21 protein-coding genes are annotated in these 19,812 nt (G+C 64.5%); 8 read left to right on the top strand and 13 right to left on the bottom strand.

Going from position 1 to position 19,812, the window contains the following annotated elements; genetic code table 11:
* Nucleotides 1-16 precede the first annotated feature (16 nt).
* From V8U06_RS03225 to V8U06_RS03215, 3 genes are all read right to left on the bottom strand, one after another.
* Nucleotides 17-412, bottom strand: coding sequence for a GFA family protein (locus V8U06_RS03225; protein WP_427139466.1), 396 nt, complete (start codon nt 410-412; stop codon nt 17-19).
* A 123-nt stretch (nt 413-535) separates the two neighbouring features.
* Entirely contained in the window at nt 536-1,909 is a 1,374-nt protein-coding gene (locus tag V8U06_RS03220; RefSeq protein WP_226918817.1) for a class II 3-deoxy-7-phosphoheptulonate synthase, read from the bottom strand.
* Between the two features lie 186 nt (nt 1,910-2,095).
* Nucleotides 2,096-2,323 (bottom strand): hypothetical protein, encoded by a 228-nt coding sequence (locus V8U06_RS03215; protein WP_427139465.1) that lies wholly within the window; start codon nt 2,321-2,323, stop codon nt 2,096-2,098.
* A gap of 151 nt (nt 2,324-2,474) precedes the next feature.
* Between V8U06_RS03215 and V8U06_RS03210 the strand changes: the two genes are divergently transcribed.
* Nucleotides 2,475-3,374 (top strand): LysR family transcriptional regulator, encoded by a 900-nt coding sequence (locus tag V8U06_RS03210; RefSeq protein WP_427139464.1) that lies wholly within the window; start codon nt 2,475-2,477, stop codon nt 3,372-3,374.
* Here V8U06_RS03210 and gor read toward each other — a convergent pair.
* Nucleotides 3,352-4,740 carry a glutathione-disulfide reductase gene (gor, locus tag V8U06_RS03205; RefSeq protein WP_427139463.1) on the bottom strand — a complete coding sequence of 463 codons (1,389 nt, stop codon included), beginning with the start codon at nt 4,738-4,740 and terminating at the stop codon, nt 3,352-3,354. The two genes, V8U06_RS03210 and gor, sit on opposite strands and share 23 nt — an antisense overlap.
* Nucleotides 4,741-4,991: 251 nt before the next feature.
* Between gor and V8U06_RS03200 the strand changes: the two genes are divergently transcribed.
* Nucleotides 4,992-5,327 carry a hypothetical protein gene (locus V8U06_RS03200; RefSeq protein WP_226918813.1) on the top strand — a complete coding sequence of 112 codons (336 nt, stop codon included), beginning with the start codon at nt 4,992-4,994 and terminating at the stop codon, nt 5,325-5,327.
* A gap of 62 nt (nt 5,328-5,389) precedes the next feature.
* Here the strand turns inward: V8U06_RS03200 and V8U06_RS03195 are convergent, their stop codons facing one another.
* Together V8U06_RS03195 and rpiA are read right to left on the bottom strand one after the other, a co-directional pair.
* On the bottom strand, nt 5,390-5,932 hold the full coding sequence (locus V8U06_RS03195) for a DUF2059 domain-containing protein (protein WP_226918812.1): 543 nt from the start codon (nt 5,930-5,932) through the stop codon (nt 5,390-5,392).
* An 18-nt stretch (nt 5,933-5,950) separates the two neighbouring features.
* Nucleotides 5,951-6,649 carry a ribose-5-phosphate isomerase RpiA gene (gene rpiA, locus V8U06_RS03190; RefSeq protein WP_427139462.1) on the bottom strand — a complete coding sequence of 233 codons (699 nt, stop codon included), beginning with the start codon at nt 6,647-6,649 and terminating at the stop codon, nt 5,951-5,953.
* 201 nt (nt 6,650-6,850) lie between these two features.
* Between rpiA and V8U06_RS03185 the strand changes: the two genes are divergently transcribed.
* On the top strand, nt 6,851-7,525 hold the full coding sequence (locus tag V8U06_RS03185) for an HAD family hydrolase (protein WP_427139461.1): 675 nt from the start codon (nt 6,851-6,853) through the stop codon (nt 7,523-7,525).
* 23 nt (nt 7,526-7,548) lie between these two features.
* Nucleotides 7,549-8,340, top strand: a complete 792-nt coding sequence (locus tag V8U06_RS03180) for an APH(3'') family aminoglycoside O-phosphotransferase (protein ID WP_427139582.1) — start codon at nt 7,549-7,551, stop codon at nt 8,338-8,340.
* Nucleotides 8,341-8,344: 4 nt separating this feature from the next.
* Here the strand turns inward: V8U06_RS03180 and V8U06_RS03175 are convergent, their stop codons facing one another.
* On the bottom strand, nt 8,345-10,225 hold the full coding sequence (locus V8U06_RS03175; protein WP_427139460.1) for a L,D-transpeptidase family protein: 1,881 nt from the start codon (nt 10,223-10,225) through the stop codon (nt 8,345-8,347).
* Nucleotides 10,226-10,700: 475 nt separating this feature from the next.
* Between V8U06_RS03175 and fumC the strand changes: the two genes are divergently transcribed.
* The 3 genes from fumC (at nt 10,701) to V8U06_RS03160 (ending at nt 14,358) form a co-directional block, all read left to right on the top strand.
* On the top strand, nt 10,701-12,152 hold the full coding sequence (gene fumC, locus V8U06_RS03170; protein ID WP_427139459.1) for a class II fumarate hydratase: 1,452 nt from the start codon (nt 10,701-10,703) through the stop codon (nt 12,150-12,152).
* Nucleotides 12,153-12,319: 167 nt separating this feature from the next.
* Nucleotides 12,320-13,390, top strand: coding sequence for a GGDEF domain-containing protein (locus V8U06_RS03165; RefSeq protein WP_226918807.1), 1,071 nt, complete (start codon nt 12,320-12,322; stop codon nt 13,388-13,390).
* A 320-nt stretch (nt 13,391-13,710) separates the two neighbouring features.
* Nucleotides 13,711-14,358, top strand: a complete 648-nt coding sequence (locus V8U06_RS03160; RefSeq protein ID WP_427139458.1) for a L,D-transpeptidase — start codon at nt 13,711-13,713, stop codon at nt 14,356-14,358.
* A 147-nt stretch (nt 14,359-14,505) separates the two neighbouring features.
* On the opposite strand, the gene V8U06_RS03155 is transcribed toward V8U06_RS03160, so the two are convergent.
* The 4 genes from V8U06_RS03155 to V8U06_RS03140 form a co-directional block, all read right to left on the bottom strand.
* Entirely contained in the window at nt 14,506-15,309 is an 804-nt protein-coding gene (locus tag V8U06_RS03155) for a M15 family metallopeptidase (protein ID WP_427139457.1), read from the bottom strand.
* Nucleotides 15,290-15,673 carry a hypothetical protein gene (locus tag V8U06_RS03150; RefSeq protein WP_226918804.1) on the bottom strand — a complete coding sequence of 128 codons (384 nt, stop codon included), beginning with the start codon at nt 15,671-15,673 and terminating at the stop codon, nt 15,290-15,292. Before V8U06_RS03150 ends, V8U06_RS03155 begins: the two co-directional genes overlap by 20 nt.
* An 80-nt stretch (nt 15,674-15,753) precedes the next feature.
* Nucleotides 15,754-16,362 (bottom strand): pyridoxamine 5'-phosphate oxidase family protein, encoded by a 609-nt coding sequence (locus V8U06_RS03145; protein ID WP_427139456.1) that lies wholly within the window; start codon nt 16,360-16,362, stop codon nt 15,754-15,756.
* A 69-nt stretch (nt 16,363-16,431) separates the two neighbouring features.
* Entirely contained in the window at nt 16,432-17,340 is a 909-nt protein-coding gene (locus tag V8U06_RS03140; protein WP_427139455.1) for an alpha/beta hydrolase, read from the bottom strand.
* Nucleotides 17,341-17,388: 48 nt separating this feature from the next.
* On the opposite strand from V8U06_RS03140, the gene V8U06_RS03135 reads away from it, so the two are divergent.
* Nucleotides 17,389-17,856 (top strand): MarR family winged helix-turn-helix transcriptional regulator, encoded by a 468-nt coding sequence (locus tag V8U06_RS03135; protein WP_427139454.1) that lies wholly within the window; start codon nt 17,389-17,391, stop codon nt 17,854-17,856.
* A gap of 104 nt (nt 17,857-17,960) precedes the next feature.
* Here V8U06_RS03135 and V8U06_RS03130 read toward each other — a convergent pair whose 3' ends face one another.
* Together V8U06_RS03130 and V8U06_RS03125 are read right to left on the bottom strand one after the other, a co-directional pair.
* A complete protein-coding gene (locus V8U06_RS03130; RefSeq protein WP_427139453.1) occupies nt 17,961-19,172 on the bottom strand; it encodes a low temperature requirement protein A in 1,212 nt (403 codons plus the stop codon).
* A 14-nt stretch (nt 19,173-19,186) separates the two neighbouring features.
* On the bottom strand, nt 19,187-19,753 hold the full coding sequence (locus V8U06_RS03125; RefSeq protein WP_427139452.1) for a TMEM175 family protein: 567 nt from the start codon (nt 19,751-19,753) through the stop codon (nt 19,187-19,189).
* Between the last annotated feature and the right edge of the window lie 59 nt (nt 19,754-19,812).

Genomic DNA, 19,812 nt, shown 5'->3' with positions numbered 1-19,812 from the left:
GTACGGTAGCCCCGCGTCAGCGGCTCTGGGCGAACTGCGGCGCGCCGTCGTCGATCTCGTAATAATCGCCCTTGTCGGCGCAGTAGATGTGCACGCCGATCGTCAGGCCTGTCGGCTGGTCGAACGTGCCGGCCATGATCGAGGTATAGCCGGCGCCGTCCCCCTTCCAGAACAGCGCCGAGCCGCAGGTGCGGCAGAAGCCGCGGCTCGCCGTATCGCTTGCCCGATACCAGGTGACGTTCTCCGCGCCCTCGACGGTCAGCGTGTCGTTCGTCACATTGGTCGCGGCATAGAAGTGGCCGGTCTGGCGGCGGCACTGGCTGCAATGGCAGGCGATCACCTTGCTGAGGTCGCCGCTCGTGCGAAAGCGCACCGTGCCGCAAAGGCAATGCCCCGTATGTTCCTGGCTCATTCTTCCCCCCCAAACGAAAACCGGGCCAGCTTTGCCAGCCGGCCCGGTCCTGTCAATTTCACATTCCTGAATGCTTGCATCAGCTCCGCTAATTTACGGAACCGAAGCATGAACGGAACGTGATCAGCCGTTCACGACCATGCGTTTTTCGTCGCGGCCGCCCTTCATGCGCTCGGCAAGAAGGAAGGCGAGTTCGAGCGCCTGGTCGGCATTGAGACGCGGGTCGCAATGCGTGTGGTAGCGGTCGGCAAGGTCGTCGCCCGAAAGCGCGCGGGCGCCGCCCGTGCATTCCGTCACGTCATTGCCGGTCATCTCGATATGGATGCCGCCCGGATGCGTGCCTTCGGCGCGGTGAATCTGGAAGAAGCTTTCGACTTCCGACAGGATCCGCTCGAAGGGACGGGTCTTGTAGTTGTTGAGCGTGATCGTGTTGCCGTGCATCGGGTCGCAGGACCAGACGACCTTCTTGCCTTCCCGCTCGACCGCGCGGATGAGGCGCGGCAGGTTCTCGGCGACCTTGTCGTGGCCGAAGCGGCAGATCAGCGTCAGGCGGCCGGCCTCGTTCTGCGGATTGAGGAGATCGATCAGCTCCAGGAGACCGTCGCCGGTCAGCGACGGGCCGCACTTGAGGCCGATCGGGTTCTTGATGCCGCGGCAGTATTCGATATGGGCATGGTCGGGCTGGCGCGTGCGGTCGCCGATCCAGATCATGTGGCCCGACGTCGCGTACCAGTCGCCCGAGGTCGAATCGACGCGGGTCAGCGCCTGCTCGTAGCCGAGCAGCAGCGCCTCATGGCTGGTGAAGAAATCCGTCTCGCGCAGGTTCGGATGGTTCTCCGCCGTGATGCCGATGGCCTTCATGAAGTCCATGGTCTCGGAAATCCGGTCGGCGAGCTTGCGGTAACGCTCGGCCTGCGGCGAATCCTTGACGAAGCCAAGCATCCACTGGTTGACGTTCTCCAGGTTGGCATAGCCGCCCATGGCGAAGGCGCGCAGCAGGTTCAGCGTGGCGGCAGACTGGCGGTAGGCCATGATCTGGCGCTCCGGATTCGGCACGCGCGCCTCTTCCGTGAACTCGATGCCGTTGATGATGTCGCCGCGGTAGGACGGCAGCGTCACGTCACCCTGCTTCTCGATGCCCGAGGAGCGGGGCTTGGCGAACTGGCCGGCGATGCGGCCGACCTTCACGACCGGCTGCTGGGCGCCGAAGGTCAGCACCACGGCCATCTGCAGGAAGGCGCGGAAGAAGTCGCGGATGGTGTCGGCACCGTGTTCGGCGAAGCTCTCGGCGCAATCGCCACCCTGAAGCAGGAAGCCCTTGCCTTCGGCAACGTTCGCCAGCGCGCTCTTGAGGCGGCGTGCCTCACCGGCGAAGACGAGCGGCGGAAACTTCGCGAGGCGCTCTTCGGTCGCCGCCAATGCGGCGAGATCGGGATAATCCGGAACCTGCTGAATGGCCTTCTGCCGCCAGCTGCTCGGGGTCCAATTCTGTGCCATGTTACTCACCTGTCCTGACGCGTTCGCGCAACGAGCAAACGCCCCTCCGTATTGAAGATGCGGGCTTATAAACCGTTAGATGGTTCTTGCATAGCCGACTTTCCAGCGGCGGCCACGCAATTGCGACGGTCGAAAAGCCCCATGCCGCGACGGGTGGTAGAGCACGGTTGGCCGGCGAGTTTCGGCCTAATTGCGACGCGGTGCAGCAAGCGGTGGAAAAGACCGGCCAAAGCCGGCAGGCGCGGCGCGTTTCGCCCCGTGTCGGCGGCGGCTCGACAGGCGCATGAACAGACCGATCAGCCATCCAAGCCCTTTCCACTCTTCCCGTTCCAGCGGATCGGACAGACGGTTCCGGTTGCGGCCGCGCGCCGTCCTTTCGACGCGGTCGAGAGCGAACATCCATTCCGGGCTCATGGGCAAACTCCTTGGCTTTCAATCACGCCTAGGAGGTAGGCTGGCCGCTCGCCGGACCGTAGAGGCGCAAATGAAACGCCCGTTTCACCGATGAGCGATACCGCCAGGCGGCTTTTGCGGTAGAAGGGGATATCCGAACGGGGAACCCGCAATGGCGGAAGTCGACTGGAGCGACCTGCAGCTTTTCTTCCATGTGGCCAGCGAAGGCGGGCTTGCCGGCGCGGCTGCGATGACAGGCGTCAGCGCGCCGACCATCGGGCGCCGCATGCTCGCGCTGGAGCGCGCCATGGGTCGTGCGCTCTTCATCCGCAGCCAGCAGGGCTACCGGCTCGCCGCGGACGGCGCCATCCTGTTCGAGCATGTCCAGACCATCCGCCGCACCACGGCCGACATCACCCGCTGGCATGGCGACGCCTTCGCGCTGCCGATCGTCTCCATTGCCGCCAACATCTGGCTGACCGGCTTCATTGCCGACAACATCGGCGCGCTGCGCAGTCCGGCTGATGGTTTTCGCCTTTGCTGCAAGCAGCTGATGCCGGGCGAGGACCTCACCTATCGCCATGGCATGATCGCGCTCTTCGACACGGCGCCGAAGACCGGCAATGTCGCGGTGCGACGGTCGGTCGAGGTCGCCTACGCCGTCTACCGCGCGGCGGACCGGGAACTGGAAAAGGACCTGCCCTGGATATCCATCGGCACGGAGGTGGCGGCGTCGGACGCGGAGAAATGGGTGTTCCGCACCCACGAACCGCACATCCACACCTGGACGAATGCGCCCGATGTGCTTGCCCGGCTGATCGCGAGCGGCGCCGGGCGCGGCGTCCTGCCCGTCTTCGTCGGCGATGCCATGCCCGCGCTGGCGCGCGAGGGCGAGGTCATCGAGGACCTCACGCATCCGCTGTGGCTGGCTGTGAACGACGACGACCGCCACCGGCCGGAAATGCGGCTGGCGATCGATCGCCTTTCAGCGCTCTTCAAGCATCACGAGGACCGCTTCGCCGGCCGTGCCGCACGGGCGCAGTCAGGCCTCAGACCCGCTGCCCGTTCCTGACGCGATAGCTCGGCTGGTACATCGTCACCAGTTCCTCCGCCGCCGTCGGATGCACCGCCATCGTGCGGTCGAAATCGTCCTTGGTGACGCCGGCCTTCAGCGAAATGCCGAGGAGCTGCGCCATTTCGCCGGCCTCGTGGCCGAGGATATGCGCGCCCACCACCCTGCGGTCGGCCGCGTTGACGACGAGCTTCATGATCGTCTTTTCCTGCCGGCCGGTGAGCGTCGCCTTCATCGGGCGGAATTCGGCGCGGTAGACTTCGAGGTCATCGAACTTTTTCGCGGCATCCTCCTCGCTGAGGCCGACGGTGCCGATCTCCGGCTGCGAGAAGACGGCAGTCGCGATGAGGTCGTGGTCGGGCGAGACCGGGTTGCCGCGGAACTCCGTCTCGATGAAGCACATGGCTTCATGGATCGCGACAGGGGTGAGCTGCACGCGGTCGGTCACGTCGCCCAGCGCGAAGATGCCCGGCACGTTGGTGCGGGAATAGGCGTCGACGACGATCGCGCCCCGCTCGTTCGTCTTGACGCCCGCCGTCTCCAGCCCGAGGCTGCCGGTGTTCGGCACGCGGCCGAGCGCCAGCATCACCTGGTCGACGGTCAGCGTCTCGCCGGCCTTGGTCGTCACGGTGCGGCGGCCGTCCCCGGCCTCGGCAACGCTGGTGATGAGGTCCTCGCAGAGGACGCGGATGCCCTTGGCGATCATGGCGGACTGCACGCCCTGGCGCATGTCCTGGTCGAAGCGCGACAGGATCTGCTTGCCGCGATAGATCAGCGTCGTCTCCACGCCGAGCCCATGGAAGATGTTGGCGAACTCGACCGCGATATAGCCGCCGCCGGAAATCAGGATCGACTTCGGCATGACCGGCAGGTCGAAGGCCTCGTTGGAGGTGATGCAGAGATCGTGCCCCGGCAGGTCGACATGCGGCGTCGGATGACCGCCGACGGCGATCAGGATGCGCTCGGCCGTCACCAGTTCGTCGGTCGCCGTGAGGCGCACGGTGTTGGGGCCGACCAGCACGGCGCGGGTGGAAAGGATCGTCGCAGCGGCGTTGTCCAGCCCCTTGCGGTAGAGGCCCTCGAGACGGGTGATCTCCTTCTCCTTGGCGGCGACGAGCGCCTGCCAGTCGAAACGGCTCTCGCCGACCTGCCAGCCGAAGCCGGCCGCATCCTCGAAATGCTCGTGGAACTGCGAGGCATAGACATAGAGCTTCTTGGGCACGCAGCCGCGGATGACGCAGGTGCCGCCGAAGCGGAACTCTTCCGCGATCGCCACCTTCTTGCCCATGCTGGCCGCAAGACGCGCGCTGCGCACGCCGCCGGAGCCCCCGCCGATGACGAAGAGGTCGTAGTCATATGCCGTCATGTCGTGATCTCCTGCGGGCAAGCCTGGCCGGGCGGCCGTCTGGCGGGGTGCGGCAGGCGAATCCGCCTGCGGGCTCGACACATATAGGAACAGCAGGACGAAAAGGAAAAGGCCACATCGTCACGTCATCGAGCAGGACCGGAGGGGCCGTTCAAAAATGAGCAGGCCGCGCCCTCAAACCCGATTTACGCCGCCAAAAATCAGACTTAAGAAATACACCCGACCGATTGTGGTCTAAGTGGATGATCAAGATGAAAAAATTGACGCATATCGCGGCCTGTGCCGCAGCGCTCGCCATGCTTGCAGGCCCGGCTCTCGCGGAAGACCTCGTCTTCACGCTGAAGAACGGCACGAACTCCGTCCTCACCCGTTTCCATACCTCCCCGGTCGGCGTCGACAAGTGGGAGGATGACGTCTTCGGCGACCAGGTGCTGAACCCGGGCGAGACGATCGAGATCACCATCGCCGACGGCCGCAGCGTCTGCGAATACGACATGCGTTTCGAGTTCACGGAAGAGTCCGACCTCGACACGACCACCGACACGCAGAACCTCTGCGAACTCGGCACCTACACCATCCACGAATAAGACCCGCGGGAAGACGATCCCGGAAAGAGAAAAGGCGGCCGATGGCCGCCTTTTTGCATTTCTTACTGCTGCGGCTGCGCGTCGCCGCCTTCGGTCGCCGGCGGCGTGCCGATCATCGCGTCCAGCTTCTTGCCGCTTTCCGCGCGCAGGTCGCGGTCGACGCCGGTCGCCCAGATTTCGGCGGCCTTCATGACTTCGCGCGTGGCGATCGGACCATCGGCCAGCAGCTTCTTGCCGACGGCAGAGCTGTAGAAATCGGCGATGGTCTTGAGCTCTTCCTGCGTGAAGGTCTTGGCGTAGATCGTCGCGGCTTCCTTCTCGAGGTCGGCGCGGCGCGGAGCGAGTGCCAGGGCCTGCTCGTCGACGACGGCGTTGATCTCCGCCTCATGGTTCGGCGAAGCCTGCACGAGGGTCGACTTCACGCGCACGGCAAGACCCGGCAGGATGTTGTCGAAGCGGCTCGTCGCGCCGATGGCGTCGATGGCGGCGCGCGCGGCCTTGATCTGCTCGTCCGTGACGTCCTGCGCCTTGGCGGCGCCGGAAAGGCCTGCCGAAACGATGAGGGTCACCGCGAGGGTCCGGCCGAAACCAGCAAATTTGATCATGTCGGTCTGTGCTCCTGTCTATTCTTTTGCCGTCAGCGTGCGCGCACCAGCGGGTCCCGCGATGATGGCAAGCGACGCCATATTGATGAAGAGGCCGTGTTCGACAACGCCCGGTATGTCATTGAGGTTGCTTGCGAGCGCATCTGCATCAGGAATGCGGCCAAAAGATGCGTCGAGAATGTAGTGTCCACCGTCCGTCATGAAGGTGCCGTCGCCCGAGGCGCGCAGCGTGATCGCGCCGGAAAGGCCGAGGCGCGAGGCCGCCTTGTCGATGGCGATACGGGTGGAAACGAGGCCGAACGGATTGACCTCGATCGGCAGCTTGAAGGCGCCGAGCGTGTCGACCACCTTGCTCTCGTCGGCGATGACGATCATGCGGGTGGAGGCGCTGGCGACGATCTTCTCGCGCAGCAGCGCACCGCCGCCGCCCTTGATAAGGCGCAACCGGCCGTCGACTTCGTCGGCGCCGTCGATGGTGAGGTCCAGTTCCGGCAGTTCGTCGAGCGACTTCAGCGGCACGCCGAGTTCGACGCAGAGCCGCGCCGTGCGCTCGGAGGTCGGAACGCCCTCGACCCGAAGGCCGCTGGCCACCTTTTCCGCCAGAAGCCGTACGAATTCTTCCGCGGTCGAGCCGGTGCCGATGCCGAGGCGCATGCCGTCTTCCACATGGGCGAGCGCGGCCTCCGCGGCCTTGATCTTCATTTCCCGGGCGTCCATGCCCCAACACTCCATAGTGATGTGACCGGCGCGAAGCGGCCGGAATTCCGGTGAGACACTTACACGCCCTGCATGGCAAACGAAAGCCAAAATCGCCGCAGCGAGGCTCACCCGAAACCGGGAGCAAGAACCGGATTGCAAATGCCCGCGCCATCGCATACCGGAGAAGTCCCTCCCTCCTCTCCTTCCGCAAGGTCCGCCATGTCCGCTTCTCTCGTTGTCTTCGATCTCGACGGTACGCTCATCGATACGGCGCACGATCTCGTGACGAGCCTCAACCACACCATCGGCCTCGAAGGGCTGGATCCGGTCGGCTATGGCGACCTTACCTATCTCGTCGGCCATGGCGGGCAGGTGATGATCAAGCGCGCCTTCGCGCTGCGGGGCCGCGAGATGGCCGACAGCGATCTCCAGCGCATGCTCGGCGTCTTCATCGAGCATTACGGCAACGCGATGCCCGGCGTTTCCGTGCCCTATCCCGGCCTGACGGACGCGATGGATCGCCTCGCCGATGCCGGCTACCGGCTCGCGGTCTGCACGAACAAGACGGAAGGCCTCGCCCGCCGCCTGCTCGACGGCCTTGCGCTGACGCCGCGTTTTTCGGCCATCACCGGCGGCGACACCTTCGCCGTTCGCAAGCCGGACGCCGAGCACCTGATGGGCACCGTCCGTCTTGCCGAGGCCGACCCGAAGCGTACGGTGATGATCGGCGACAGCCTCAACGACATCCTCGTCGCCCGCAATGCCGGCGTGCCCTCCATCGGCGTGCCCTTCGGCTATTCCGACGTGCCGGTCGCCACGCTTGAACCGAACCACGTCATCTCCCATTTCGATGAACTGACGCCCGATCTGGTGGAGCGCCTGCTCGCCAACTGACCCCAGGAGTGCCCGTGGACTGGATGGAAGCTCTTCTCGATATCCGGTCCGGCTGGATCCCGGCGCATCAGGGCGAATCGGGCGACCGGGTTTTCCGCAGCGCCGACGGGCAACGCTATGCCAAGATCGCCGCGCGTCCGCGCGCCGAAGCGCTGGCCGGCGAGCGCGACCGTCTCGCCTGGCTCGCCGGCAGGGCCGTCGCCTGCCCGGAGGCGGTCGACTGGCGCGAGAACGAGCACGGCGCCTGCCTGGTCATGACCGCCCTTCCCGGCATTCCCGCCGCTTCGCTTTCGGGCGCGGACCTCATCGAGGCCTGGCCCTCGATGGTCGAACAGCTTGCAGCCGTGCACGCCCTTCCCGCTGAAAACTGCCCCTTCGGAAAATCCCTCGCGGAACTTGCCGCCCGCGCCGCCGACGTCGTTTCGCGCGGCGCCGTCAATCCGGATTTCCTGCCGGACGAGGACAGGCAAATGCCGGGTGAAGACCTGCTGGCGCGCGTTGAAACGGAATTGCCCTTGCGGCTCGCGCAGGAGGCCGCCGGCCGTGTCGTCTGCCACGGCGATCCCTGCATGCCGAACATCCTGGTGGACCCCGTCACGCTGCGCTGCACGGGCCTGATCGATCTCGGCCGGCTCGGCACCGCCGACCGCTATTCTGACCTGACGCTGATGCTGGCCAATGCCGGGGAAAGCTGGACGAGCGCGGACGAGGCGGAGAAGGCCTTCGACATTCTCTTCAGGACCATAAAAATAGAGGCGCCCGACAGGGGGCGCCTCGCATTCTATCTCAGGCTGGATCCGCTGACCTGGGGCTGACGGATCAGCTCTCCACCTTCCGGGCAGCGCGCGTGGCGGCGAATGCCTTGCGCATGTAGTCGTCGCGACCATAGACGTCGTCGAAATATTCGACCGCGCCATCCTTGTTCGGCCAGGCGGTGAAATAGGCGATATAGATCGGGATATCCGCCTTGACGGTCAGCGCCTTGTTGCGGCCGGCCGAGATTTCCTTGCCGACATCCTCTTCGCTGACGCCCAGCACGGCGGCGGCCATCTTGCGCGGTTCGGCAAGGCGCACGCAGCCATGGCTCAGCGCGCGCATGTCCTTCTTGAAGAAGCTCTTCGAAGGTGTGTCGTGCATGTAGATGGCGTGGCTGTTCGGGAAGAGAATCTTCAATTCGCCCAGCGCATTGTCGCCGCTCGGCGGCTGGCGAACGGAAATGCCCGACGTGGAGCCGTTCCAGTTGACCGAGGACGAGGCGACGGCCTGCCCGCCGACGGCCACTTCATAGCCCATGCGGTCGAGATAGGACGGATCGTTGCGCAGCTTCGGCAGCATCTCGTTGATGATGATCGACTGCGGCACGCCCCAGTACGGATTGACCTCGACGGTCTGGATGCGGTCCTCGAAGAAGTAGGTCTGGTTCGACTTGGAGCCGACCACCGTGCGCATCGAGAACTTCTCGCGGCCCTCTTCGTAGTAGTAGACCATGAAGGCGGGCTGGTTGATGAAGACGTGGCGCGCGCCGAGATCGACCGGCAGCCAGCGCGCCTGTTCCAGCGCCACTTCGAGCTTGGCGACCTTGTCGGCGACGGAATCGCCGCCGACCATCTTGCGGATGGATGCCTTGCCGACGACGCCGTCCGGCTTCAGGCCGTTTTCCTTCTGGAAGGCTTCGACCAGCGTGACGAGTTCCGGCGTGTAGTCCGGCGTGTCCTTGTAGGACGCGATGGTCACCGAATGCTCGGTCTTCAGCGCGTCGGAACCGTGCTTGACGATGCCCTTGACGATATTGGCGAGTTCCGGATTGCTCTGGCCGGGCTTCAGCAGCGTGCCCTCGGCAATGACCACACGGTCGTCACCCTGGGTTTCCGCCTTCAGCTTCGCAAGTTCTGCCTTCAGCGCCAGGAAGTCGTCGCTCATCGGCGAACGGCTTTCGAGATACGCCTTGACGTTGCCGCTGAGGCCGACGTTCTTCAGCGCCGCGACGAGGTTGACGTCCTTGCGCTTGAAGTCGTGATAGCCCGAAATGCGGTTGGGATCGATGCGGCCGCGCGCGGCGTCCTGCACATAGGTCGCAACGGCAGCGGAAAGCGCGAGCTCGAACGTCGCCAGCTCGCTGTAGCGCGCATTCATGTTGGCGCTGTCGAAGCTGTCGGCGGGAATTTTCACCGCATAGTCCCAGGGATCGAGACCGACGGACGCCGCATCGGCCAGCACGGCGATCGCCGTCTTCGCCTTCTCGGTGATGCCGGTGCCCTGGATCCAGAGGAAGCCCTTCTTGTCGCTGTAATAGGTCTCGACCGCCTTGGCAGCGTCCGCGGACGCACGCAGGTTGACGGTCGAAAAGGCCGCGCGGATGCCGGCATCGCCCGCCGGCGCGACATCGGTGGAAATCGAGCTGGTGACGACCGGGTCGGCGAACTTGTCGACGGCGACGCGCTTCAGGGCGTCGGCCTTGTAGGTGTAGTAGCGCGGGCCGGTGACGCGCGGCAGGGGCCTCGGCTCCTGCTTGACCTCGGCGCCCGGCAGCGCGAGGCCCGTCTCGACGCCGGGCAGCGCTTCGCGCTTGGGTTCTTTCTTCTTGCCGCCGCGGATGAAGTCCATCAGCGTGATGGCATTGGCGGGCGCGGCGTGGAGCGTGATGGTGGCACAGGAAAGCGCCAGCGCAGCGGCCAGCACGGCAGTCTTTGTCAGCTTCATAAGTCGTATTCCATTCCCCGTATGAACCGCCCATCGCGGTCCCTGGCGGCGCCCGAACCAGCAGGCCGGTAAGTTATAGGAAAGGATGGTGAATGAAAAGGAAACGCCCCTCCCCGCCAGCCCCTCCAGGCCTCACGAAACCGTGACGCCGGACCATGGCAGGCATGACGGATCAGGCCGCGTAAAAATTTGAATCGACGCATATTTTTTGCTTTTCGCAAGCCGCTCCCCGCCGCCCGCCGGAAAATCGGATAAAAAATCGGCGGACCGTTGTGATGAAAAAAGCACAACCGCAAAGGCCGCCCGACAACCCTCCATCGGCCCTCGCGGCCTAATCGATTTTAACCGAAAGTCTCGGCTGCGACGGGCAAATCCACCCTTGCAACTGGGTCGCGGATGGGCCAGAGAATTGCGCGATTTCGCGCCAGCGCGGGCCTCCCCGGATTGCCCGCGCTCGCCCGGCCTGCCGCGCCCCATGCGGCGGCATCGCCGGCGGCAGACCTTGACGCATGGGCTCGAAGAAACGGGACGCACTATGACATCGACGCGCACGGAAACGGATACATTCGGCCCCATCGAAGTGGACAACAGCCGCTATTGGGGCGCTCAGGCCCAGCGTTCGCTCGGCAACTTCAAGATCGGTTGGGAAAAGCAGCCGCTTTCCGTGGTCCGCGCCCTCGGCATCGTCAAGCAGGCCGCCGCCCGCGCCAACATGGAGCTGAACCGCCTCGACCCCGCCATCGGCAAGGCCATCACGGAAGCCGCGCAGGAAGTCATCGACGGCAAGCTCAACGACCATTTCCCGCTCGTCGTCTGGCAGACCGGTTCGGGCACCCAGTCCAACATGAACGCCAATGAAGTGATCTCCAATCGGGCGATCGAAATGCTCGGCGGCGTCATGGGCTCCAAGAAGCCGGTGCATCCGAACGACCACGTCAACATGAGCCAGTCGTCGAACGACACCTATCCGACGGCCATGCACATCGCCTGCGCCGAACGCATCGTGCACGACCTGCTGCCGGCGCTGAAGCACCTGCATGCCGCGCTCGAAGCCAAGGTGAAGGCCTTCGATCACATCATCAAGATCGGCCGCACGCACACGCAGGACGCCACCCCGCTGACGCTCGGCCAGGAATTCTCCGGCTATGCCGCGCAGGTCGCCTCCTCGATCAAGCGCATCGAACTGACGCTGCCGGGCCTGTGTGAACTCGCCCAGGGCGGCACCGCCGTCGGCACCGGCCTCAACGCCCCGGTCGGCTTTGCGGAAAAGGTCGCCGAACACATCGCCGCCATCACCGGCATCGCCTTCAAGACCGCGCCGAACAAGTTCGAGGCGCTGGCCGCCCACGATTCCATGGTCTTCTCGCACGGCGCGATCAACGCGGCCGCCGCGGCGCTCTTCAAGATCGCCAACGACATCCGCTTCCTCGGATCCGGCCCGCGCTCCGGCCTTGGCGAACTGTCGCTGCCCGAAAACGAACCCGGCTCGTCCATCATGCCCGGCAAGGTCAACCCGACCCAGTGCGAAGCCCTCACCCAGGTCTGCGCCCAGGTCTTCGGCAACCACGCCTCGCTCACCTTCGCCGGCAGCCAGGGCCATTTCGAGCTGAACGTCTTCAACCCGCTGATGGCCTACAACTTCCTGCAATCGGTCCAGCTGCTGTCGGACGCGGCGATCTCCTTCACCGACAACTGCGTCGTCGGCATCGAGGCGCGCGAAGACAACATCAAGGCGGCGCTCGACCGCTCGCTGATGCTCGTCACGGCGCTCGCCCCGAAGATCGGCTACGACAACGCGGCCAAGATCGCCAAGACCGCCCACAAGAACGGCACAACCCTGCGTGAGGAAGCCGTCGGCGGCGGCTATGTCACGAACGAAGAGTTCGACGAGGTTGTACGTCCCGAGAAAATGATTATGCCGGGTTGAGACAGAATTTTTGAATATTCCCGCTTCGAGGGCCGCAGATCGTTGGATTTGCGGCCTTTTTTCTTTCCGGCTCCCCTTACGGAAATTACAACCGTTAAGGATTCCCAAAGCATTTCCGCTCTATTTTGGGGGATGGGAGCCAACGAACGAAATCAGGAGCAGCCGATATGAATACGGCAGTTGCGCAGAAGGTCCAGGTGCCGGATATCGCGGCGCAAGTGACCTACGCCATGCGCATAATGGGCGTTTCTCCCATTCCCCGCAATTACGAGCTGTTCTACGAAGCCTATATCGGCTCCAACCCCAAGTTGACGCGCGAGCTTGCCGCCCTCGGCAGCAAGGCCTCGCAGGAGGAACTGGACGAGATCGGCGAGCAGTATTTCGGCCACCATCACGGTGCGACCTCCATTGACGGCGTGCACACCAAGATCGTCGGCGAACTGGAAGGCCTGCTGCGCCTGCTCAAGCAGGAACAGACCTCGCTCGAAAGCTACAACAAGCTGCTCGACGAAACCTTCGTGCGTATCAACGGCAAGAACACGACCAGCGTCGACATCATCAAGAGCGTCATCAGCGTCCTGACGGAAGCGACCGGCGACACCATCAGCCAGGGCAAGGAGATGGTGGAGAACGTCACGCAGAAGTCGCGCGAGATGGAGAATGTCCGCAAGGAACTGGACGAGTACAAGCGTATCGCCAACACGGATTCGCTGACGCAGCTCTCCAACCGCCGCGCCTTCGACGACAAGCTCTCGGCCATCTACAATTCCCCGATGTCGCGCAACGTCACCGCGCTGATCCTCGCCGATATCGACCATTTCAAGAAGATCAACGACACCTACGGTCACCCCGTCGGCGACAAGATCCTCGCCTCGGTCGGCAGCCTGATCCGCGCCAATGTGCGCAAGGACATTCTCGTCGCCCGCACCGGCGGCGAGGAATTCGCCATGATCGTGGAAGGCAATACCGAGGACGAGGCGATGGCGATCGCTGAGCGCATCCGCACCGCGCTGGAACACACGCCCTTCAAGAATTCCAAGACCGGCGTCAACTACGGCCCGATCACCATCTCGCTCGGCTTCTGCATGGCGTCCTGGGCGGAAGGCCCGGGCGAACTCTACTCCAAGGCCGACATCGCTCTCTACTGCGCCAAGAACGGCGGTCGCAACCGCACCATGGCCTTCGAGGACGGCATGAAGAAGGATTTCGCCAAGAGCTGGCTGATCTATCGGAAATAGGACGGCTCGATCCTGTCCCGAAACGGCGCCCCAGCGGCGCCGTTTTGCATTTTGGCAACGATTTTTCTTCCCGCGCGAAATCCGGCGGAACCATGGCGGCCTGCCGGCGTTTTTCCGCCAAAGGAGGAGCGTGCCATGCAAACCGGATTTCTCGAAATGACGATGATCGCCGTGCTGATGCTGAGCAGCCTCGTCTGGATCCAGCCCTTCTGAGGCCTGTTCCCATCGGAACATCACGCCGGGCGGTGCTGTCCTAAAACGTCCCCATCAGAACAAGGCGCCGGGCATGAAGACCCGGCCTCCAGACAGGGACAGCACAGATGAAAACGCTCGCCATCGCCCTTATCGCCGGCCTCCTCTCCACCGCCGGCGCCGCCCATGCCGCCGACAATGCCGTCGACCCCATCGAAGTCGCCTCGCTGTCCTCCTCCGTCCAGAAGACGGGCTGGCTGCAGGTGCTCTCGGGCGGCAAGCCCGTGAAGGCGGACAAGAAGATCGCCGCCGTTTCCCGCGCCCCGATCGCCCGCGAACTCGTCGCCTTCAACGAGGATGTCGCGCCCGGCACCATCATCGTCGACAATTCCGAACGCCGCCTCTACCACGTGCTCGGCTCGGGCCTTGCGGTGAAATACGCCGTCAGCGTCGGCCGCGAGGGCTTCATCTGGACCGGCACGGAAAAGGTGACCGGCAAGACCGAATGGCCGACCTGGACGCCGCCGGAAGACATGCGCGCCCGCGAAGCCAAGAAGGGCAAGATCCTGCCGGTCTCGATGAAGGGCGGCCTCGACAACCCGCTCGGCTCGCGCGCCATCTATCTCGGCTCGACGATCTATCGCATCCACGGCACCAACCAGCCGTCCTCGCTCGGCAAGGCGCAATCGTCCGGCTGCATCCGCATGGCGAACGAAGACGTCGAACATCTCTATGCCCAGGTGACGGCGGGCGCGACGGTCATCGTGCGGGATTGAGCCATCCACGCATTTCCAGCCGAGGCGGCAACGCTTCGGCGCGGATCTAGGGCATGTCAGGTTCCGATTGAACCGGACATGCTCCAAATTCTTTTGTTTTCGTTTGTCTGTTCGGGAAAACCGGTTCCCACTTTTCCCTGACAAACGCTAGCGGCAGGCCGAAGCGCCCGCCGCCTTCGCGATGGCGATGAGTTCCGGCCGGTACTCGAAATGCATCGTATCGTAGTGATACCACCGGCCGCCCCAGATGAAGCCGTGACGCTCGAAGAGGTCGACGATCTCCAGCGGATACTTGTTGGCATAGGTCGGCACCTTGCCCGGCTTGCCGCCCGACCAGACCCAGTAATCGGCATATTTCGTGTTGAGATCGATGGCCGCACCGAAACTGTGCACCGAAAGGTTCGGCGCGCCCGAGACCTTGCGCCAGTTGAACGTGCCGGCCGAGGGCGCAAGATAGCGTTTCAGCTCGGGCCGTTCCGCCAGCGCGTCGCGCACCTTCTCCAGCGCCGCGGCGGCCCCCTGCCGCTTCGTCACGCGGAGCGTCGCGCCGAACCAGTCGACGCGCACGAGGTCGGCCTCCACGGCCTTCGCCGATCCGCCATAGAGCCGCATCATCAGCGCATCGCTGCGGATGCGACCGGGATCGGCATTCACCGCCGGCGTCATCTCGCAGGCGCCGAGCGGGTAGATCTGCCGAAGACTGTCCTCGACATCGCCGGCCTTGAGCGCCGCCTGATGGTCCTTGGTCCTGCCATCGTCGATCTCGAGCGCCGATCCGCCATCGCGGAAGACAAGCCTGTTGCCGTCAACGCCGGCAAGGCTTTCCGGATAGGCGTCCACAAGCAGCTTAAGACGGGTCGCGGGATCAGGCTCGGCCGCGCAGGCCTGAGGCAGACCGGCCGCCAGCGCGACCGCGACGGCGAGGCCGGGCTTAATCCACGGTGATCGCAAGATAGTCGCCATTGGAGCCACGCCAGACTTCGACATAGATGCGCACGTCGCCGCGCAGCAGGCTGCGCGCCGCGCTGTTCTCCATGCGGCCGTCGCGGATCATGCGCTCGGCGAGGTCACGGTTGCGGGCGGAATCGAAATAGCCGTCCGTGTCGTCGCCCGGCTGGCTGATGCCGAAGCGGTGCACGTTGGCGCGGTCCTGACGGATGACCTGCCAGGGCTGGGTCAGCCGTGCGCCGCTGGAATTGTAGAGATCGTCCTGGCCGATATAGGCGTTGTAGCTCTCCAGCAGTTCGTCCGCATGCGCGGCGCCCGAGACCGCCATGACCGCCGCGAAGGTTGCCGCAAAAATTCCTGTCCGCATTTCATGCTCCCAATCGGCCGAAGCCATTTTCGATCACTGACAAGACGGGCCTGACCGCATGGATATTCGCCATGCCGGTCCTACCACATCGTCTTGGCGGCCCTGCCCGGCCACTCCCGGTCATAGCTGTCGCCGTCGAAGCCCTTCTTGGCCGAGGCGAGCATCTGCCCCACCGTCGGCAGCAGGGACGTATCGCGGAACTTCTCCGGGTTCCAGAGGTCGGCGCGCAGAACGGCCCGGGCGCATTGCGAATAGACCTCCTCGATGGCGATGACGACGACGGCGCGCGGATGGCGGCCGTCCATCACGAAGCGCTGCGTGATCGCGTCGTCGATGCGCACCACGGCACGGCCGTTGAGCCGCATGGTCGTATTGGAGCCCGGAATGAGGAACATCAGCGCCACGCGCGGATCGCGCACGATGTTGGAGAGCGAATCGATGCGGTTGTTGCCGCGCCAGTCGGGCAGCATCAGCGTGCGCTCGTCCTCGATATGAATGACCGCGCCGGCGTCGCCGCGCGGCGAGCAGTCGAGCCCCTCCGGCCCGACGGTGGCAAGCGCCATGAAGGGCGAGGCCGCGATCATCGCGCGGTATTCGGGAAGGAGGTGGTCCGTCACCTTGACGAGCGAGGCCTCGCCCGGTTCGCCGTAAAGTGCCTGCAATTCCTCGACCGAGGTGACGATGGTCATGTCCTGCTCCTGTGCTGTGCCCTTCGGCGCATCGCACCCTTGCATGACATTCCCATGACGCAAAGCCAATCAGGCGGCGATGCGGCGCCGGTCCTCGGCGAGAAAATCCACGATGCTGTCGATCACCGGTTCGGCCGAGACGATGCGACGATGACCGAAACCGTTCGCCCAGTGCAGCGTGACGTTCGGGCCGGAGGCGGCATAGCGCCGGGCATGGGTCGCGGAGACTTCCTTGTCGTCCTCGGCATGGATGACCAGCATGGGCGTATCGAGCCGCCCTGCCCCGCTGGCCGCATCGAAGGCGGAGAGCGGTGCGCCGGCGATGCGTTCGACATGGTCTTCCAGCGCCACCTGCGCCTTCTGGCCGAGTTTCAGATAACGCCCGAGATCCTTGAACAGCCAGGTCATTTCGCTTGGAGAGCCGATGGTGACGAGCCGGCGCGGCCGGTGCGCGGGCACCGAGGGCACGAGCCCGCTTGCCGCGCAGGCAAGCGAGGCGCCGCCGAAGGAATGGCCGCAGAAATAGTCGAAGCCGCCGAAGCGCTGCCAGGCCGCGTCAATGGCCCTGACCGCCATCGGCAGCGTCAGCGTGCGCCCGCGCGAGGCACCATGGCCCGGCAGGTCGAGCGCCACGACCTCGTGGCCGGCGGCGACCAGCCCCTCCGTCAGGGTGGCGAGATAGGCCGCGCGCGAGCCCCAGCCGTGCACGACGAGGACGCGGCCGGCAAAGGCCTCGCAGGGACGTGCCGCGAAGCGGTGCGCCACGGCCGTACCGCCGGCAAAAGCCAGCTCGACACGCTGCGCCTGCCGCATCCAGCCTTCGGAGCGGGCAAACAGTTCCTTCTCCTTGGCGGTGCGCGGCCGGCGGCCGGGCGTCGTCGCAAAGAGACGGAAGGCGGCGCGGCCGGCCGCATCGGGAGAAACCTTGGCGACGCCCGAAAGCGCGAGCCGGATGACCTTCAAGCCAAAGGATGCCATAGTGGGAATCCGTAAAAAATGTTCAATGCTGAACAATAAAGTACAACGATGAACAAAAATCAAGCCTTCCCGTGGGATCATCCGCGCTTTCGCAGCTGGATCGGCGTGGCGCGCGCCTGCCAGCTCATGCAGCAGGCGATGACGCGGGCCATTGCCGACCTCGACATCAAGACGCCGCATCTCGATATCCTGATCAATCTCTACCGGTTCGAGGGCATTTCCCAGCAGGAACTGGCGCGCAAGCTGCTCGTCGGGCGCTCCAACATGAGCATGCTGCTGCCGCAGCTGGAAAAGCGCGGCCTCATCGAGCGCAAGCCCGATGCGAAGGACAAACGCGTGCTGCGCCTCTTCCTCACCCAGTCCGGCCGCAGCCTCACCGCCGAGGCGATGGCCATCCAGACCGGCATGATCGAACGCATCATGTCGCAGACGCCCGCCGACCGCTGCCTTCAGGTCGCCGAAGCCATGGAGGATATCATCCACATCCTCCAGACCATGGAGCCGGACGAGGGCTGAAGTCTGGAGTTTGTCAGGGAAAAGTGGGAACCGGTTTTCCCGAAAGGACAAACGAAAACAAAAGAATTCAGAGCATATCCGGTTCGATCTGAACCTGACATGACCTAGACGACGGCCACGTCATCCGCCGGTGTCGATTTCAGCGACAGGAACTCCCACAGCGCGACGATGAACAGCACCGCGGCGGCGGCCATGAAGAGCTGGTAGGGCTCGAAGAAGGGCACCGCGAGCGACAGCGCCAGCAGCCCGGCAATGCCGGCGAGATGCGACAGCGGCGAGCGGCCGCGGATCGCCGCCTTGAACCAGATATTGCCGAGCAGGAAGACGACGGGTCCGCCGATGATGGCGCTGGCGGTCTTGAAATCCACATGGCCGTGCGGATGGGCAAGCGCGAACTCCTCCGCCACCGCCGAAAGGATGATGCCGGCGACGATGGGGATATGCGCATAGGTGAAGGCCATGCGCGCGATGCGCCCGGGCGTCGGCGAATGCTCGATCAGATGCGCCGCCTCGCCATGGCCGAAGCGGAAATAGATCCACCACATGGTGGCCGTCGAGAAGAAGGCGGTGGCCAGCAGGAAGACGGTGAAGCCGTCGAGAAGCTCCATGCCGGCGACCGTCCGCCCCGTGACGAGGATGGTTTCGCCAAGGCAGATGATGACGAAGAGCGCGCAGCGCTCCGCCATATGCTCGCCCGAGACCTGCCAGTCGCTGACCGACGAGCGCCCGAGGCCTGGCACGGCGAAGCCGAGCGCCGGCGAGGCATATTCGATGCCGAGCGCCACCAGCCAGAGCGCCAGCCGCGCCTCGTGTTCCACCATCGCGCCGGCAAACCAGAACACTGCGGAAAACGCACTCCAGGCGGTGATGCGGATGAAGTTCGCGCTGTTTTCCGGCCAGTCCCGCCGCATGACATAGGCGGTGAACGCCGAACGTCCCACCTGCATGGCGACATAGGTCAGGGCGAAGAGGAAGCCGCCCGCGCCGAAGGCGGTGGGAATGGCGATGGAGAGCATCAGGCCGAGGAACATCAGCACGAAGAGCAGCACCCGCACCGGCGCCTTGTCGGGATCCAGCCAGTTGGTCGCCCAGGTCGTGTAGATCCACACCCACCACACCGCCAGCATCAGCATCGCGGCCTCGACGAGGCCGAGCGGCGAATAGTGCGCGGCCAGCGAATGGGAAAGCTGGATGATCGTCAGGACGAAGATCAGGTCGAAGAAGAGTTCCGCGAAGGCCACCTTGCCTTCGCGGGCCGTGCCGCGGGCGCGCAGGCAGGCGGAATTGGCAAAGCGCTCGTCATTCGTCGCCGTCATGGCGCGTCCTTTCGTTACAGCCGTTCAAGACGGCGGTCGGGCACGACCCAAAGCAGCGCGACCGCGGCATAGATGACATGGGAAATCACCGGCGAGACAAAGGCAAGCCCGATGGCCGCCAGATAGAAGACGGGCGAGAAGCGCCCCTTGAAATCCCGCCCCAGCACGCCGCGCAGCCTGCCGGCTTCCGGATGGACGGCAACGATGCGGATCTGCAGGATCTCATAGGCGATGGCCGAGAGCAGCAGGATCGCGCCGTAGAGCGCGGTCGGAAAGGCGGCGGCCGGATTGTTGCCCATCCAGGCCGTGACGAAGGGAATGAGCGACATCCAGAACAGCAGATGCATGTTGGCCCACAGCACGCTGCCGCTGGCATTGTCGCACACCGTCAGGAGATGGTGGTGGTTGTTCCAGTAGATCGCCACATAGACGAAGCTGAGCAGGTAGCCGAGGAACACCGGCATCAACGGCAGCAGCGCTGCCAGCGTCGGCTCCTTCGGCACGGTGAGCTGCAGCACCATGATCGTGATGATGATGGCGATGACGCCATCGCTGAAGGCTTCCAGACGTCCCTTGTTCATGCGCGCCTCGTGTCCTTTTTATAAGACATGCCGCATGTTGCCGCGAGTCGCTACAGAAG

The organism is Shinella sp. G-2 (genome assembly GCF_050172695.1).
GTDB lineage: Bacteria > Pseudomonadota > Alphaproteobacteria > Rhizobiales > Rhizobiaceae > Shinella.
This window is presented reverse-complemented; position numbering and strand designations above follow the sequence as displayed.

Excerpts from the sequence above, each read along its gene's own strand:
- V8U06_RS03225 (WP_427139466.1), bottom strand. The coding sequence starts at position 412 with ATGAGCCAGGAACATACGGGGCATTGCCTTTGCGGCACGGTGCGCTTT.
- V8U06_RS03220 (WP_226918817.1), bottom strand. The coding sequence starts at position 1,909 with ATGGCACAGAATTGGACCCCGAGCAGCTGGCGGCAGAAGGCCATTCAG.
- V8U06_RS03215 (WP_427139465.1), bottom strand. The coding sequence starts at position 2,323 with ATGAGCCCGGAATGGATGTTCGCTCTCGACCGCGTCGAAAGGACGGCG.
- V8U06_RS03210 (WP_427139464.1), top strand. The coding sequence starts at position 2,475 with ATGGCGGAAGTCGACTGGAGCGACCTGCAGCTTTTCTTCCATGTGGCC.
- gor (WP_427139463.1), bottom strand. The coding sequence starts at position 4,740 with ATGACGGCATATGACTACGACCTCTTCGTCATCGGCGGGGGCTCCGGC.
- V8U06_RS03200 (WP_226918813.1), top strand. The coding sequence starts at position 4,992 with ATGAAAAAATTGACGCATATCGCGGCCTGTGCCGCAGCGCTCGCCATG.
- V8U06_RS03195 (WP_226918812.1), bottom strand. The coding sequence starts at position 5,932 with ATGATCAAATTTGCTGGTTTCGGCCGGACCCTCGCGGTGACCCTCATC.
- rpiA (WP_427139462.1), bottom strand. The coding sequence starts at position 6,649 with ATGGACGCCCGGGAAATGAAGATCAAGGCCGCGGAGGCCGCGCTCGCC.
- V8U06_RS03185 (WP_427139461.1), top strand. The coding sequence starts at position 6,851 with ATGTCCGCTTCTCTCGTTGTCTTCGATCTCGACGGTACGCTCATCGAT.
- V8U06_RS03180 (WP_427139582.1), top strand. The coding sequence starts at position 7,549 with ATGGAAGCTCTTCTCGATATCCGGTCCGGCTGGATCCCGGCGCATCAG.
- V8U06_RS03175 (WP_427139460.1), bottom strand. The coding sequence starts at position 10,225 with ATGAAGCTGACAAAGACTGCCGTGCTGGCCGCTGCGCTGGCGCTTTCC.
- fumC (WP_427139459.1), top strand. The coding sequence starts at position 10,701 with ATGCGGCGGCATCGCCGGCGGCAGACCTTGACGCATGGGCTCGAAGAA.
- V8U06_RS03165 (WP_226918807.1), top strand. The coding sequence starts at position 12,320 with ATGAATACGGCAGTTGCGCAGAAGGTCCAGGTGCCGGATATCGCGGCG.
- V8U06_RS03160 (WP_427139458.1), top strand. The coding sequence starts at position 13,711 with ATGAAAACGCTCGCCATCGCCCTTATCGCCGGCCTCCTCTCCACCGCC.
- V8U06_RS03150 (WP_226918804.1), bottom strand. The coding sequence starts at position 15,673 with ATGCGGACAGGAATTTTTGCGGCAACCTTCGCGGCGGTCATGGCGGTC.
- V8U06_RS03145 (WP_427139456.1), bottom strand. The coding sequence starts at position 16,362 with ATGACCATCGTCACCTCGGTCGAGGAATTGCAGGCACTTTACGGCGAA.
- V8U06_RS03140 (WP_427139455.1), bottom strand. The coding sequence starts at position 17,340 with ATGGCATCCTTTGGCTTGAAGGTCATCCGGCTCGCGCTTTCGGGCGTC.
- V8U06_RS03135 (WP_427139454.1), top strand. The coding sequence starts at position 17,389 with ATGAACAAAAATCAAGCCTTCCCGTGGGATCATCCGCGCTTTCGCAGC.
- V8U06_RS03130 (WP_427139453.1), bottom strand. The coding sequence starts at position 19,172 with ATGACGGCGACGAATGACGAGCGCTTTGCCAATTCCGCCTGCCTGCGC.
- V8U06_RS03125 (WP_427139452.1), bottom strand. The coding sequence starts at position 19,753 with ATGAACAAGGGACGTCTGGAAGCCTTCAGCGATGGCGTCATCGCCATC.